Here is a 15137-nt window from a genome sequence, read left to right as displayed (position 1 = left end):
GATCGGATCAACCGCGCGCGGCGGCAAGGCCTGTAGTTGAACGGAATACAGCCCGGGCCGCAGCGGCGACGTTCTCGGCGGTGAAACCGAACTCGGCGAACAGGGTCTTGGCATCGGCGGAGGCGCCGAAGTGTTCGAGGGAGACGATGCGTCCTGCGTCACCCACGAACCGGTACCACGTGAGACCGATCCCGGCCTCGACCGCAACGCGGGCCTTCACGGACGGCGGAAGGACGCTGTCGCGGTACGCGCGCGACTGCTCCTCGAACCACTCCACGGACGGCATCGACACCACCCGGGTGCCCACGCCCTCCGCCTCCAGCTGCTCCCGCGCCTCGACGGCGAGGTGGACCTCGGAACCGGTCGCGATGAGCACCACGTCCGGGGTCTCGTTGGAGGAGTCCTTGAGGACGTAACCGCCGCGCGCCGCATCGGAGTTGGGCTCGTACGTCGGCACACCCTGGCGGGTCAGCGCGAGGCCGTGCGGGGCGGGCTTCGTGGCGTGCCGCTTGAGGATCTCGGCCCAGGCGATCGCGGTCTCGTTGGCGTCGGCCGGGCGCACGATGTTCAGGCCCGGGATGGCGCGCAGCGAGGCGAGGTGCTCGACCGGCTGGTGGGTGGGGCCGTCCTCGCCGAGACCGATGGAGTCGTGGGTCCAGACGTACGTCACCGGGAGCTGCATCAGCGCGGAGAGGCGGACGGCGTTGCGCATGTAGTCGGAGAACACCAGGAAGGTGCCGCCGTAGACACGCGTGTTGCCGTGCAGCGCGATGCCGTTCATCTCGGCCGCCATCGAGTGCTCGCGAATACCGAAGTGGATCGTTCGGCCGTACGGGTCGGCCTCCGGCAGCGGGTTGCCCTTCGGGAGGAAGGACGACGTCTTGTCGATGGTGGTGTTGTTCGAGCCGGCGAGGTCGGCGGAGCCGCCCCACAGCTCGGGCAGGACCGGTCCAAGCGCCTGGAGGACCTTGCCGGAGGCGGCGCGGGTGGCGACGGAGGAGCCCGCCTCGAAGACCGGGAGGGACTGCTCCCAGCCCTCGGGGAGCTGGCCGGCGACGATCCGGTCGAAGAGCTTCGCGCGCTCGGGCTGGGCGCCGCGCCACTTGTCGAGGCGCTTGTCCCAGGCGGAGTGCGCCTCGGCGCCCCGGTCCAGGGCCTGGCGGCTGTGGGCGACGACCTCGTCGGAGACCTCGAAGGACCGCTCCGGGTCGAAGCCGAGGACGCGCTTGGTGGCGGCGATCTCGTCGGCGCCGAGCGCGGAGCCGTGGGCGGCCTCGGTGTTCTGCGCGTTTGGAGCGGGCCAAGCGATGATCGTGCGCATCGCGATGATCGAGGGGCGCCCGGTCTCGGCCTGCGCCGTCCTCAGCGCCGTGTACAGCGCGTGCGGGTCGATGTCGCCGTCGGCGGCGGGCTCGATGCGCTGGGTGTGCCAGCCGTAGGCCTCGTAGCGCTTCAGGACGTCCTCGGAGAAGGCGGTCGCGGTGTCGCCCTCGATGGAGATGTGGTTGTCGTCGTAGACGAAGACGAGGTTGCCGAGCTGCTGGTGCCCGGCGAGCGAGGAGGCCTCGGCGGAGATGCCCTCCTCCAGGTCGCCGTCGGAGACGATCGCCCAGATCGTGTGGTCGAAGGGCGACTCGCCCTCGGGGGCCTCGGGGTCGAACAGGCCGCGCTCGTAGCGGGCGGCCATCGCCATGCCCACCGCGTTGGCGACACCCTGTCCGAGCGGTCCTGTCGTGGTCTCCACACCGGCCGTGTGCCCGTACTCGGGGTGACCAGGCGTCTTCGACCCGTGCATCCGGAACGCCTTAAGGTCGTCCAGCTCCAGCTCGTACCCGGCGAGGTACAACTGCGTGTACAACGTCAGCGAGGTGTGGCCGGGGGAGAGGACGAAGCGGTCACGGCCGGTCCACTCGGGATCCGCGGGGTCGTGACGCATCACCTTCTGAAAGATCGTGTACGCGGCGGGAGCCAGCGCCATCGCGGTGCCCGGGTGGCCGTTGCCGACCTTCTGCACCGCGTCAGCGGCCAGAACACGGGCTGTGTCGACAGCACGGCGATCGAGATCGGTCCACTCGAAGCTGTCAGGTGTGTGCGCGTTCATCTTCAAGAAGTCCTCGGTAAGAGCGGAAGAACTGCTCGGACGTCTTCAAATCTAAAAGTCTGACTTTTACGAGGGAAGGTGCCGGTGTGCCAGCCTGTGGTGAAAGTGGGACACCGGCAGCAACGCTGAGACGGCACGAGAAGGACATGACGGACAGAACTATCCAAGACGTCGGCGGTGACGGCGACGTGATCAGAACGTTTCCCTTCCCTGTCGATCTGAGTGTCTGCGGCGTCGGCATGCAGGTCGGCCCGATGGGCACCGGCCACACCTGGCACGCCGACGCACCCCTGCACCGCGTCCACCGCATCGACTTCCATGTGGTGATGCTCTTCTCCGGCGGCCCGGTCCGCCACATGATCGACTTCGCCGAGTACGAGGTGGGCGCCGGCGACGTCCTGTGGATCCGCCCCGGCCAGGTCCACCGCTTCTCGCGGTTCGACGAGTACCACGGCACCGTCCTGACCATGCAGCCCGGCTTCCTCCCCCGCGCCACGGTCGAGGCGACCGGCCTCTACCGCTACGACCTCCCACCCGTCCTGCACCCCGATGAGCCCCGCCTCGCCGCCCTGCGCGCCTCCCTGGCCCAGCTCCGACGCGAGTACGAGGACACCGAGACCCTCCCGCTCACCTTGCACACCTCGGTCCTACGGCACTCCCTGACGGCGTTCCTGCTGCGTCTCGCGCACCTGGCGGCGAGCTCGGCGGAGGACGCCGCCCGCCAGGCCGACACGACGTTCACCCTCTTCCGGAACGCCGTGGAGAAGGGCTTCGCCACCAACCACAGCGTCAGCGCCTACGCCGACGCCCTCGGCTACTCCCGCCGCACCCTCGTCCGCGCGGTCCGCGCCGCGACCGGTGAGACCCCCAAGGGCTTCATCGACAAGCGTGTCGTCCTGGAGGCGAAGCGGCTGTTGGCCCACACAGATCTGCCGATCGGCCGCGTGGGCGCGGCAGTCGGGTTCCCGGACGCGGCGAACTTCTCGAAGTTCTTCCAGCAGCACACGGATGTGACGCCGGCGGGGTTCCGGGCGGAGCTGCGGTGAGGGTGAGGGCATGCCGAAAGGGGGCCCCACGCGTGCGCGTGAAGCCCCCTTTCCCCGTGGGGAGTTGGATCAGTGGCCGAAGTCGAACCAGTTGACGTTCACGAAGTCCGCCGGCTGGCCGCTGGTGAAGGTGAGGTAGACGTCGTGGGTGCCGGTGACCGAGCTGATGTTGGCCGGTACCGTCTTCCATGACTGCCAGCCCCCGGTGTTGGCCAGCGCGAAGCTGCCGATCGGGGTCGCGGTGGGGCTGTCGAGGCGGACCTGGACCAGGCCGCTGACGCCACTCGCGGCGCCGCTCGCGACCCGGGCGTAGAACTGAGTGGCAGCTGTGGAGCCGAAGTTGACGCCCTTGTAGAGGGCCCAGTCGCCGTTGGCGATCGTGCCGATGTCCTGGCCGCCGCCGGTGTCCGTGGTGGTCTCGGCGACGGTGCCGGACTGGCTGTCGTAGGACTCGGCCTGGATGGCGCTGTAGGCGTCACGGTTGCCGGTCGGAGGGGTCGTGGTACCGCTCCCGCTGCCCGTGGACGAGAGCACCTGGACGTAGTCCACCGTCATGGGGTGGTTGGGGTCGGTGGCGCTGGTGGGGCCGCCGCCGAACGCGTCCGGGAAGCCGCCGCCCATCGCCACGTTCAGGATGATGAAGAAGCCGTGGTTCGTCGCGTTGGCCCAGGTCGTCGCGTCGACCTGACTGGAGTTCACCGTCTCGAAGTTGACGCCGTCGAGGTAGTAGCGGATCTGCTCGGGGCTCGTGGACCGGTCCCACTCCATCGCGTACGTGTGGAAGCCCGCCTGGCAGGTGGTTCCCGTGCAGGCCGTCGAACCGCCGATGCCGGTCGTCTCGTTGCAGGGACCGCCCGGGCTGGTGCCGCAATGGACCGTGGACCAGTCGGTGTTGAGACCCTGGACGTTCTCCATGATGTCCAACTCGCCCACGCTGGGCCAGTTTTGATAATTGCCTCGGTACGGCGCGCCCAGCATCCAGAACGCGGGCCAGTAGCCGAGCGCCGACGAGCCGGTGACGTTGGGGAGTTGGATACGGGCCTCGACCCGGAGCTTCCCGCCGGCCGGCGGCTGGAAGTCGGTGCGGTTGGTCTCGATCCGGCCCGAGGTCCAGTTGCCGGAGGCGTCCCGGCGCGGGGTGATCAGCAGGTTGCCGTTGCCGTCGAGGGCCACGTTGTTGGTGGAGGAGGTCATCGTCTCGACCTCGCCGGTGCCCCAGTTGGCGGCCCCGCCCGGGTATGAAGTCCCGGTGTCGTACTGCCAGTTGGTGGTGGAGACACCGGTGCCCGCGGAGCCGTTGAAGTCGTCCAGGAAGACCTGCGTCCAGCCCGACGGGGGCGTGGGCGCGGACGCGTTCGCGGGCAGGGTGAAGGCGGTGGCCGTGGCGGCCGCCAGGCCGAGGGTGCTCAGGACGGCGATCAGGACACGCCTGAGGGGACGGGGTCTGCGCTGCGTGCCGGAGGGTTCACTCATCGGTGCCTCTCGGATACGGAGTGGGGAGCGGGTGCCGTGCCTGTCTGAGAGCGCTCTCAGGCAGTGGGGTGCGCGGTCAATGTGCTCCCAGCCGCTCCGGCCGTCAAGAGGTGAAGCCGGGAAAGTCCTTTCGCTGTGTGGGAGTTCAGGTGATGAATGCGGTGAAAGAGGGGGTTTCTGAGGGTGTCATCGGTGGGGGCCGGTGTGGGTGGTGGAGGGGGTGGTCGGGGGGCGGAGGGGGCTGCGGAGGCTGCGGGGGCCGGTGTGCGCGGCCGGGATCGGAGGGCGTCGCCGGGATTGCAAGGCGCTGTCGGGACCGGGGTGCGCTGCTCGGAGCAGCCGGGGTCGGAGGGGGCCGCCGGGGTTGGACCGTTCCAGACGGCAGAGCGCGTTCGGTCTGGTCCGCGCCAGGGGTTAGGGGTGGCCCGGACCAGAGCGCGTCGAGGCTGGACCGTTCCAGGCGGCAGAGAGTGCCGGGTCTGGAGGGTGCCGCCGGGGCTGGACCGCGCCAGGGGCCAGAGCGGGTCGGGTCCGGACCGCGCCAGGGATCAGCGGTGGTCCAGGCCGGAGCGCGCCAAGGCTGGACCGTTCCAGGAGGCGGAGGGTGCCGGGCTGGAGCCTCCAGGAGGCAGTGCGCGCCGGGGTCTAGACCGCGCTCCCCGCCTTCCAGCTCGCCCAGGTCAGGTTCCAGCCGTTGAGGCCGTTGTCCGCCGCCACGGTCTTGTCGCCGGAGTTCTTCACGATGACGACGTCGCCGAGCATCGAGCTGTCGTAGAACTTGTAGCCCGGCACCGACGTGTCGTTGGCGCCCTTCGCGTCGTGCAGGCCGACGCAGCCGTGGCTGGTGTTCTCGTTGCCGAAGACCGAGGTGGACGCCCAGTAGTTGCCGTGCACGAAGGTGCCGGAGGTGGTGAGGCGCTGGGCGTGCGGGACGTCGGAGATGTCGTACTCGTCGCCGAGCCCGACCGTCGAGGACTCCATGCGGGTCTGCTTGAACCGCTCGCTGATCACCATGATCCCGGACCAGGTGGTGTGCTGGGCGTTGCCGCCGCTGACCGGATAGGTCGCGAGGGTCTTGCCGTCCCGCTTGACGGTCATCTCCTTGCTGGACAGGTCCACCGTGCTGATCTGCTCGCGCCCGATGTCGAAGGTGACGTCCTTGGACTGGACGCCGTAGACGCCGTCCTGGCCCTCGATGTCCTTCAGTCGCAGGCTGAGGGTGATCTTCGTCCCGGCCGCCCAGTACGCCTCGGGCCGGAAGTCGAGCCGGGTGTCGCTGAACCAGTGGCCGACCACCTCGACGGCGGGCTCGGCGGTGACCGTGATCGCCTTCTGGACGGTGGACCGGTCCTTGACCGCGTGCGTGAAGTTGATCGACACGGGCATGCCGACGCCGGAGGTGGAGTTCGCCTCGGGCGTGAAGTAGCCGACGAAGGTCTCGCCGGGCGACTTCGTGGTGAAGGTCACCGTCTTCGCGGCGGCGCCCTGCGCCTGCGCCGCGACCGTGTACCTCGTGCCCGAGTACGGGTTCTTCGCGGACGTCCACTTCGTCTTGGCATCGTTGAAGGACCCGGCCAGCGTGGAGCCGTCGTTGCCGGTCACCTTCACGGTGGCGAGTGTGCCGTCGGCCACGCTGACCGTGACCGGGGTGGTGAAGTCGGCCTTCTTGGTGCCGTCCGCGGGCAGGACCGTGACGGTCGGCACCTTCGCGGCCTTCACGGACGCGGTCGCCGACGAACCACCGGACGACGAGCTCTCCGCGGCGCCCGCCGAACCGCTGCAACCGGTCAGGACGGCGGCCGGCACCACCCCGAGCACGGTGAGGACCCCACGACGGGACCACCTCTCCGACTGCTTCTCGGACCGGTTGGATATGTGCGACACGCCCACAGCACGCCTTCCTCCGCATGTCGCGCACGTCCACTGGCCATGCGCGACGAGATCACCAGTGCCGTTGCATCCTGCGTCACTTCCATGGGTTGAATCTTTGAATCCCAGGGGCTCCACCTGAGATTCCTGTGAAGAGAGCCTGAAAGAAGTCCTGAAACCACGGTTGCCGGACGCTTCCCGAGTGTGAACAGAGTATGAAGGCGCCGACCGGCGTCCTGAGTATCCGGTGAGATCCCCGTCCCGCCATGGCGTCCCCACCCGCCCGGTCGGAAGAGTGAGGAAGGACCTGAAGGCGGAGTTCCGTTTCGGCGGCTCCGCGGCAGACCACGCCGGAGGTATTCGTGACCGAAGTCCGCAAGCGGCCCACCGTGGCGATCGTCGGAGCGGGCGCGGCAGGCACCCTGACCGCCGTCCAGCTCTGCGAGACCGCCACCCGCCGCCGGACCCCCCTCGACCTGGTGCTGGTCGACCCGGCCCCGGAAGCCGGCCGCGGCACCGCCTACGCCACACCCGATCCACGCCACCGGCTCAACGTCCCGGCGGGCGGCATGAGTTGCTACCCCGACGACCCAGGCCACTTCACCCGCTGGCTCTGCCGCCACGGCGAACCCGCCGTCAGCGCAACCGACTTCGCCACCCGCTACCGCTACGGCGCCTACCTCGCCGACAGCCTCGCCCAGGCCGTCGTCCGCTCCCACGGCACGGTCTCCGTACGCCGACTGCGCACCCGAGCGGAGGGCTGTACCGGCGCCCTCGAAGGTCCGGCAGGTCGACCAGGCCAAGCAGGCCCGGCGGGTCTGGCGGATCCGGCAGGCCCGGTGGAACTCCACCTCGCCGACGGCGGACTCCTCACCGCCGACAGCGCGGTCCTGGCCACAGGCCCAGCCGCTCCTACGGCCGCCTGGGCGCCGCCCGCGCTGCGCAGCTCGCCCCGCTTCATCAACTCGCCCTGGAAACCCGGGGTGTTGGACGCCATACGCGAGGACACCGCCGACATCCTCCTCGTCGGCACGGGCCTCACCGCCGTGGACCTGGCTCTCACCCTCGACCACCCCGAACGCACGGTCCACGCCGTCTCCCGCAACGGACTCCTGCCGCAGCCCCACGCGTTGGGACCGGCCGGCGCGATGGAGGCGCCGAGCTGGCCCCGCGACCTGACACTGAACGCGCTGCGCCGAACCGTCTACCGGCACGTCAGCCGCTCGGTCCGCACCCACGGCGACTGGCGCCCCGCCCTGGACAGCCTGCGCCCGCACACCGCGCGACTCTGGCACAGCCTCACCCCCGAAGAACGCGGCGAGTTCCTCGCGGGCGAGGGCGCCCTCTGGAACACCCACCGCCACCGCATGGCCCCCACCACCGCCGAGTCGGTCACCCGGGCCCGCACCGCCCGCCGCCTCCAGGTCCACGCGAGCACGATCACCGATGTGGCCGAGTCCGGCGGGCAGTTGGTTGTCGCGCTCGCCAACGGCCGCACGTTGCGCGTGGGTTGGGTGATCGACTGCACGGGACCCGGGCAACGGCTCGAAGACCCTTTGTGGCGCGGCCTGTTCGAGACCGGTACGGCAGTGCCCGGGCCGCTGGGCATGGGCGTCACCACCCGCGACGGACGCCTCCTCGACGCCCGAGGCCGTTCCCTACGACCGCTGTTCACGCTCGGCGCCCCGAGACGCGGCGAGTTGTGGGAGACCACGGCGATCCCCGAGATCCGGGCCCAGGCTGCCGCCCTGGCGGTGCAGTTACTGGCGCCACCGGTCCGCCGCGCCGCCCGTCGCAGGCCCGTCGACGGACTCGGACTCCCGCTGTCGACCCACGCCGAGGCCGCCAACGCCTACCGCAACGGACTCGACCGGGTTCTCAAGGTCCGCGCCGGCGCCGAGGACGCCTTCGCCCGCGCGGTCGCCCTGGACCCCGGATTCGCCCTGGGCCACGCGGCGTTGGCCCTGCTCGGACACGAGTGCGGCGCCGCCGTCGACGTACCCCGGGCCCTCGCGGACGCCCAGCGCTGCGCACACGAACGGGCCGACGAGCGTGAACGCTCCTTCGTGGAGGTGATCACCCACCGGGTCCAATCGGCCCACGGGGACCGGGCGTTGATACGCCACCTCGACACCCACCCCGCCGACGCGCTCGCGCTCGCCGCCGCCGTCCCCACCATCGCCTTCTCCGGCGTCACCGATCTGGACGACGACTACGCGCTTCGACTGGTCGAGCGGACGTCCCCCGCCTATGACGGGCACTGGTTCCACACCTCGCTGCTCGCGTTCCTCCGTCAGGAGCAGGGCCGGCTGCACGAGGCGGGTGAACTCGCCCACCGCGCCCTGGGAGTTGAGCCCGCGTCCGGTCACGCCGTGCACGCGCTGGCCCACGTCCACTACGAGTCCGGCGCCCATGAGGCGGGCCGGGACTGGCTGGACCGCTGGGTCTCCGGGCAGGGCCGGGGCGCCGTCCACCGGGCCCACTTCTCCTGGCACATCGCCCTGCATGAACTGGCGTTGGACGACCCGGCCGCCGTACGCAGGCGCTGGTTCGCGCAGTTGGCGCCCGGGCGGGTGACCGGGGTGCGCGCGCTGGTCGACTCGGGGTCACTGCTGTGGCGGGCCCGGCTCAGCGGCAACTGGCAGGGGGAGTTGCCCACTTCGAATGTTCTGGACACCGTGGCCTGCGAGGTGCTGGAGCGCCCGGCGACCGCGTTCACCGCTCTGCACGTGGCGGTGGCTCTGACGGCGGCCGGAGACCTCCCGGCCCTCCGTCGGCTGCGCGACCACGCGGCGGGTGCCGACCCGGTCGAGCGCGAGGTCATCGCCCCGTTGTGCGACGCCTTCGCCGCCCTCGTCGAACACCGCTTCCACGAAGCCGCCCACGGCCTCGACGCGTTGCTGCCGTTCCTGCGCGAGGTGGGCGGCAGCGCGGCCCAACGCGAGGTCGTGGAGGAGACGTTGCTGTACGCGCTGGTGTCGGCGGGACGGTGCGACGTGGCCCGCCGGTTGTTGGACGCGCGGCTGGACCGGAAGCCGGCGCCCCGGGACCGGCGGATGTTGGCGGGGCTGCCCGGGTGAAACGGGTTGGCACGAGGGGGAGTTGGATGCATGTCCTGTCGTAGGCCTGCGGCTGTCCGGAATGCTGTTGGTCAGGCGGGCGTGGGCTGTTCGCGGTGCTCGTCGTCGGGTGTCGAGGGGAGGTCGAGGGTGGCCTCCAGGCCTCCGGTGGGGGTGGTGCCGAGGTGGAGGGTGCCGTGGTGGAGGTGCGCCTGTTGGTCCACGAGAGCGAGGCCGAGGCCGGAGCCGGGGGTGCGGGTGCGGGTGCCGCGGGTGAACCGGGCCTTCATGGCCTGCCGTTGGGCGGCGGGGATGCCGGGGCCGTCGTCGCCGACGGTGATCCGGACCGTGCCCGCGTCCTTGCTGAACCGGACGTCCACCGTGCCGTCGGGGCGACCGTGCAGGGCCGCGTTGTCGAGGAGGTTGTCGACGGCCAGGCGTAGACCGACGGGCCAACCATCCACGGTCGCCGGGGAGTTGGCCGTCAGCCGGTAGGTGGTCGTGGGATGGCGGTGCGCCGCGTGGGCGACGGCCTCGTCGAGGAGTTCGCTCAGGACGACCGGGGTGCGTTCGGGCAGGGCGTGGGCGTCGCCGCGGGCCAGGGTCTGAAGTCCCGTGAGGAGCGCGGTGATACGGCGGTGCTCCGCGCTCATCGCCTCCAGGGCGCGGGCCCGTTGGGGTGCGGGGAGGTCGGGATTGCGCTGGAGGGTCTCCAGGGTGACCCCGAGACTCGTGAGCGGGGTGCGGAGTTCGTGGCCCGCGTCGGCGGTGAAACGGCGGGTGGAGTCCATGCTGACGCGCAACTGGTCCAGCATGCTGTTCAGCGCGTGGGAGAGGTCCGCGACCTCCTGCGGGCCTGTGAGGGCGGGGAGTTGGGGCCCTGCCGTGTCCGCGCTGATCGCGAGAGCGCCGGTCCGCAGGCGTTCCAGTGGCTGGAGGATGATCCGGGTGAGCAGCCAGACGCCGCCGGCCGTGGCGAGGGCGGCGAGGAGCGTGACGGCGGCGACGATCACGCTGTTGTCCGCGAGCCGCCGTTCGATCGGGTCGATGTCCTGGAGCACTTCGAGCCGTTCGCCGGTGGTGCTCAGCGACCGGGTCAGCGAACGCCAGGTCTGCCCGTCGGTGTCGATCGTGCGGTGACCGTCGCGGGCCGGCACCGGCAGCGGGGCGCTCGGCGTCTCGCCGTGCTGCGCGACCACCTTCCCGCCGGAGACCAGCCGCACCAGACTCTGACTCCCGGCGAGCAGCCCGCCGTAGTCGTCGTCGACCACCAGCACCTCCGGCTTACGGCCCACCGCCGCCATGCAGCACCCCGACTTCCTCACCGGCACCCGCGGGAACGGGCACTGTCGCCTGCCTCAAGGATCAGGTACCTCAAGGATCAGGTACCTCAAGGACCAGCTGTCTCCAGGATCGGCGGTGAACGACAAGGAAGTCTAAGAACCACGCGGGCCTCTCCTCCCACCGAGCCGGTATCGACACAGGTCAGCGGCGCGCGTGCCCTCCCGGCCGCCGGGTTTCTTAGAGCGGCCACAAAGAGCGAAGCAAGGGTGAGGGCACGCCCTGCGCAAGGGGCGTCCCTGGACCTCGCGACGAAGGAAGCCCGCCGATGACCCTGTCCACCGAGCTGCCCCGCGGGCAACGCACCTCGCCCGCCCCACCCCGCCGGGCGCGCTTCACGCTCGCCGACCCGCTCGGCGCGCTGGCGATCCTGTCCGTGGTCGCGGTCGTAGCCCTGTGGGTCATGAACCAGGGCGGCCCGCTCAGCCTGACCTCCGACCGGGGGACCGGCTCCCTCGGGCTGCTCGCCGGACTGCTGGCCTCCGACCTGATGATCCTCCAGGTCGTCCTCCTCGCCCGGATCCCCTGGGTGGAACGGTCCTGGGGCCACGACCTGCTCACCCGCCGGCACCGTCTGATCGGCTTCGCCTCGTTCTGGCTGATGACGGCCCACGTCTCCCTGTTCGCCGTGGAACGGTCCACCCGCGAACCCACGGCGATACCGGCTCAACGCCTCCGGCGCGACGGGCAAGACCGGAGACGGCGGCGACCACATGCCCCCCGGTTCGACCTCCACCTCCACCCCCAACACCTCGGCCAGGCCCGGGGACGACACCGCCGGCTACGGCGACCACGTGGGAAAGCCGGGCGAGAGCAAGTAGGTGCCTCACACCTCCGGCCGCCACCCCAACGCCCGGGATATCCCCCTCCCCGCAAGCCGCACCGCCGGGATCAACGCCGGTACCTGCGCGTCCACTTGAGGCACCACCACCGACACCGCCGCGACCACCGCACCGCCCGGCCCGCGCACCGGAGCCGCCACCGACAGGGCGTCGTCCGTGATCTGACGGGCACTCACCGCGACCCCGGTGCGCCGGACTTCGGCCAGTGCCCGGCGCAGTCGTACCGGATCGGTGATCGTGTACGGCGTGAAGGACGCCAACGGGCCCGCGCAGTAGGCCTCTTGGAAGTCCGGGTCGCCGTGGGCCAGCAGAGTGAGGCCCACGCCCGTGGCGTGGAGGGGCCAGCGGGCGCCGACCCGGATGTGTACGCCGACCGCCGAACGGCCCGAGATCCACTCGGTGTAGACGACCTCCGTACCGTCCCGTACCGCCAACTGCACGTTCTCGTGCGTCGATTCGTACAGGTCCTCCAGGTACGGGAGGGCGAGTTGGCGCAGGGCGAGGCCGCGAGGCGCGAGTGCCGCGATCTCCCACAGCCGTAGGCCTACGTGGTAAGTCCCCGACGTGTCCCGTTCCAGCGCGCCCCACTCGGTGAGGGCGCCCGCGAGGCGGTGGGCGGTGGTCAGGGTGAGGCCGGCGCGGCGGCTGATGTCGGACAGGGACAGGGCCGTGTGCGCGTGGTCGAAGGCGGCGAGCACGGCGAGCAGCCGGTCGGGCGCGGACCGCGTGACGGGCGCCGCGGAACGGGGGATCTTCGATGACCGGGTGATGGGCGCGGGCCCGGTGGTCGTCTCCGACCGTCCCGTGGTCGCGGACTCGGTGGTCGTCGCCGAGCGCGTGGCCGTCGCGGAACCGGTGCTCGTCGCGGACCGGGTGGTCGTCATGGCCGGGCCTCCGTCCGGTGTCAGGTCAGTCCGTCCTCGGCGACCCGTTGCAGCAGGGTGTGCAGGGTCTCCCGCTCCGTCGCGTCGAGCGGGTCCAGCAGTTCGTTCGTGACGCGCAGACCCGCCTCGTCCGTGTCGCGCAGGAAGCCGCGGCCGTCCGCAGTCAGAACCACGATGCGGCTGCGCCGGTCGTCGGGGGAAGGGCGGCGCTCGGCGAACCCGAGCTTTTCCAGGTCGTCGACCAGGCCGACGATCGCGCTCGGGTCGTAGCCGAGCCGGGTGCTCAGTTCGCGCTGGAGGGCGCCCTCGGACGTGGCCAGGAAGCGGAGCAGCGCGTAGTGGCGCAGGCGCAGGCCCGACTCCTGGAGGAACGTGTTGAAGAGCTGGCCGGAACGCAGGCCCAGCCGGTACATGAGGTAGCCCGTGTCCGCGTGCAGCCCGCGCATCCACGGCTCGTGCGCGTCGATCGGGGGGTTCGCGGCGTGCGGCTGACGGGCGATGGCGGGCTCCCTGGGTCGAGGCCCCGGGCGGGGCGTGCGGTGGTTCGGAGCCAGTGTGACGCACATGGTCCATCGGCAACAACTATTGACGTCAACAATTATTGCTCTTAGCTTCGATCTCGTAGCCGCACCCCGGTGTGTTCAGACCCCGGCGCGGCTCGCAGCCGTATCGCCGTGTGAAGGGATCCGCTCGTGCCCAGCATCGATCTGACCGGCAAGGTCGCCGTCGTCACCGGCAGTGGCCGGGGCCTCGGCCTCGCCTACGCGCACGCTCTCGCCGCCCACGGCGCGTCCGTGGTCGTCAACGACATCGACGAGGCGGTGGCCGAGCAGGCCGTGAAGTCGATCACCGAGGCGGGCGGCACGGCCGTCGCCGAGGTGGTCCCGGTCGGTACGACGGAGGCCGCTGAGCGGCTGGTGAACCGTGCCGTCGAGGAGTTCGGGCGGATCGACATCCTGGTCACCAACGCGGGCATCCTGCGCGACAAGGTGCTGTGGAAGATGACCGACGAGGACTTCGACGCGGTGATCACCACCCACCTCAAGGGCACCTTCACCTGCGCCCGCGCCGCCGCCGTACGGATGCGCGAGCAGGGCGGGGGCGGCAGCCTGATCCTGGTCGGCTCGCCGGCCGGCCAGCGCGGCAACTTCGGCCAGACCAACTACTCGGCGGCCAAGGCCGGCATCGCCGCCTTCGCCCGCACCTGGTCGATGGAACTCGGCCGCGCGGGCATCACCGTCAACACGATCGTGCCGGTCGCCGCGACCGCCATGACCGAGACCATCCCCGCGTTCGCCCCGTACATCGAGGCCATGAAGAACGGCGACGCGCTGCCCGACTTCCTCCGCAAGGGCGAGGGCTTCGGCACCCCCGAGGACTGCGCCGCGCTCGTCCCGTTCCTCGCCTCCGAGGCCGCGCGCGGGATCACCGGCCAGGCCATCGGCATCGGCGGCGACAAGGTGGCACTCTGGTCCCACCCGCAGGAGATCAGCGTGGCCTACGCCGACGGCGGCTGGACCCCTGACACCCTGGCCGACGCCTTCCCCACCTCGGTCGGCGCCGAACTCCAGTCGGTCGGCATCCCCGCACCGAAGCTGCCGGAGGCGTGATGACACCCCCCACGAACGTCGGCGAACGCGCCATGGACATCGGCGAACTCGTCGCGATCGACGTCCACACCCACGCCGAGGTGTCCTCCAAGGGCCACTCCTCCCTGGACGACGACCTGCACGACGCCTCCTCCGCCTACTTCAAGGTCGAGGGCAAGCGGAAGCCGACCCTGGAGGAGACCGCCGCGTACTACCGCGAGCGGAAGATGGCCGCGGTGATCTTCACGGTCGACGCCGAGTCCGCGACCGGCACCGAGCCCGTCCCGAACGAGGAGGTCGCCGAGGCCGCCGCCGCCAACGCGGACGTCCTCATCCCCTTCGCCTCCATCGACCCCTTCCGCGGCAAGGCGGGCGTGAAGCAGGCCCGCCGTCTGGTCGAGGAGTACGGGGTCAAGGGCTTCAAGTTCCACCCCAACATCCAGGGCTTCTTCCCCAACGACCGGTCGGTGGCCTACGACCTGTACGAGGTCATCGAGGAGACGGGCACCATCGCCCTCTTCCACACCGGCCAGACGGGCATCGGCGCGGGAGTTCCGGGAGGTGGCGGCATCCGCCTGAAGTACTCCAACCCCCTGCACGTGGACGACGTCGCCGCCGACTTCCCGCACCTCAAGATCATCCTGGCGCACCCGTCCTTCCCCTGGCAGGACGAGGCCCTCGCCGTCGCCACGCACAAGCCCGGCGTGCACATCGACCTGTCCGGCTGGTCCCCGAAGTACTTCCCGCCGCAACTGGTGCAGTACGCCAACACCCTGCTGAAGGACAAGGTCCTCTTCGGCTCCGACTACCCCGTCCTCACCCCGGACCGCTGGCTCGCCGACTTCGAGAAGCTGCCGATCAAGGACGAGGTCAAGCCGAAGATCCTCAAGGAGAACGCCGCCCGCCTGCTCGGCCTGACGTAAGGGACGCCGG

General features: G+C 70.7%; 10 protein-coding genes and 1 pseudogene. 5 read left to right on the top strand and 6 right to left on the bottom strand.

Annotated elements, in window-relative coordinates; all coding sequences use genetic code 11:
* Positions 1-7: 7 nt before the first annotated feature.
* On the bottom strand, positions 8-2101 hold the full coding sequence (gene tkt / locus OG226_RS09955) for a transketolase (protein WP_329348631.1): 2094 nt from the start codon (positions 2099-2101) through the stop codon (positions 8-10).
* Positions 2102-2247: 146 nt separating this feature from the next.
* On the opposite strand from tkt, the gene OG226_RS09950 reads away from it, so the two are divergent.
* Positions 2248-3147, top strand: coding sequence for a helix-turn-helix domain-containing protein (locus tag OG226_RS09950; protein ID WP_329348630.1), 900 nt, complete (start codon positions 2248-2250; stop codon positions 3145-3147).
* 69 nt (positions 3148-3216) lie between these two features.
* Here OG226_RS09950 and OG226_RS09945 read toward each other — a convergent pair whose 3' ends face one another.
* Positions 3217-4620, bottom strand: coding sequence for a glycoside hydrolase family 16 protein (locus OG226_RS09945; RefSeq protein ID WP_329348629.1), 1404 nt, complete (start codon positions 4618-4620; stop codon positions 3217-3219).
* Between the two features lie 645 nt (positions 4621-5265).
* Complete coding sequence (locus OG226_RS09940) at positions 5266-6510, bottom strand: L,D-transpeptidase (RefSeq protein WP_329348628.1); 1245 nt, start codon at positions 6508-6510, stop codon at positions 5266-5268.
* Positions 6511-6851: 341 nt separating this feature from the next.
* Between OG226_RS09940 and OG226_RS09935 the strand changes: the two genes are divergently transcribed.
* The gene (locus tag OG226_RS09935; RefSeq protein WP_329348627.1) at positions 6852-9569 is read left to right on the top strand and encodes an FAD/NAD(P)-binding protein; all 2718 of its coding nucleotides are present in this window, start codon (positions 6852-6854) and stop codon (positions 9567-9569) included.
* 71 nt (positions 9570-9640) lie between these two features.
* Here OG226_RS09935 and OG226_RS09930 read toward each other — a convergent pair whose 3' ends face one another.
* On the bottom strand, positions 9641-10852 hold the full coding sequence (locus OG226_RS09930; protein WP_329348626.1) for a HAMP domain-containing sensor histidine kinase: 1212 nt from the start codon (positions 10850-10852) through the stop codon (positions 9641-9643).
* A 305-nt stretch (positions 10853-11157) separates the two neighbouring features.
* Between OG226_RS09930 and OG226_RS09925 the strand changes: the two are divergent.
* A pseudogene (locus tag OG226_RS09925) lies at positions 11158-11523 on the top strand (ferric reductase-like transmembrane domain-containing protein); the annotation flags it as partial.
* Between the two features lie 192 nt (positions 11524-11715).
* On the opposite strand, the gene OG226_RS09920 reads toward OG226_RS09925, so the two are convergent.
* On the bottom strand, positions 11716-12615 hold the full coding sequence (locus OG226_RS09920; protein ID WP_329348625.1) for an IclR family transcriptional regulator: 900 nt from the start codon (positions 12613-12615) through the stop codon (positions 11716-11718).
* A 20-nt stretch (positions 12616-12635) separates the two neighbouring features.
* Positions 12636-13061, bottom strand: a complete 426-nt coding sequence (locus OG226_RS09915; RefSeq protein ID WP_365298256.1) for a MarR family winged helix-turn-helix transcriptional regulator — start codon at positions 13059-13061, stop codon at positions 12636-12638.
* Between the two features lie 246 nt (positions 13062-13307).
* Between OG226_RS09915 and OG226_RS09910 the strand changes: the two genes are divergently transcribed.
* Positions 13308-14225 (top strand): SDR family NAD(P)-dependent oxidoreductase, encoded by a 918-nt coding sequence (locus OG226_RS09910; RefSeq protein ID WP_329348624.1) that lies wholly within the window; start codon positions 13308-13310, stop codon positions 14223-14225.
* A gap of 32 nt (positions 14226-14257) precedes the next feature.
* Complete coding sequence (locus OG226_RS09905) at positions 14258-15127, top strand: amidohydrolase family protein (protein WP_328686275.1); 870 nt, start codon at positions 14258-14260, stop codon at positions 15125-15127.
* The last annotated feature ends 10 nt before the right edge of the window (positions 15128-15137 follow it).

It is taken from the genome of Streptomyces sp. NBC_01261, assembly GCF_036226385.1.
GTDB lineage: Bacteria > Actinomycetota > Actinomycetes > Streptomycetales > Streptomycetaceae > Streptomyces.
This window is presented reverse-complemented; position numbering and strand designations above follow the sequence as displayed.

Excerpts from the sequence above, each read along its gene's own strand:
- tkt (WP_329348631.1), bottom strand. The coding sequence starts at position 2,101 with ATGAACGCGCACACACCTGACAGCTTCGAGTGGACCGATCTCGATCGC.
- OG226_RS09950 (WP_329348630.1), top strand. The coding sequence starts at position 2,248 with ATGACGGACAGAACTATCCAAGACGTCGGCGGTGACGGCGACGTGATC.
- OG226_RS09945 (WP_329348629.1), bottom strand. The coding sequence starts at position 4,620 with ATGAGTGAACCCTCCGGCACGCAGCGCAGACCCCGTCCCCTCAGGCGT.
- OG226_RS09930 (WP_329348626.1), bottom strand. The coding sequence starts at position 10,852 with ATGGCGGCGGTGGGCCGTAAGCCGGAGGTGCTGGTGGTCGACGACGAC.
- OG226_RS09920 (WP_329348625.1), bottom strand. The coding sequence starts at position 12,615 with ATGACGACCACCCGGTCCGCGACGAGCACCGGTTCCGCGACGGCCACG.
- OG226_RS09915 (WP_365298256.1), bottom strand. The coding sequence starts at position 13,061 with ATGCGCGGGCTGCACGCGGACACGGGCTACCTCATGTACCGGCTGGGC.
- OG226_RS09905 (WP_328686275.1), top strand. The coding sequence starts at position 14,258 with ATGGACATCGGCGAACTCGTCGCGATCGACGTCCACACCCACGCCGAG.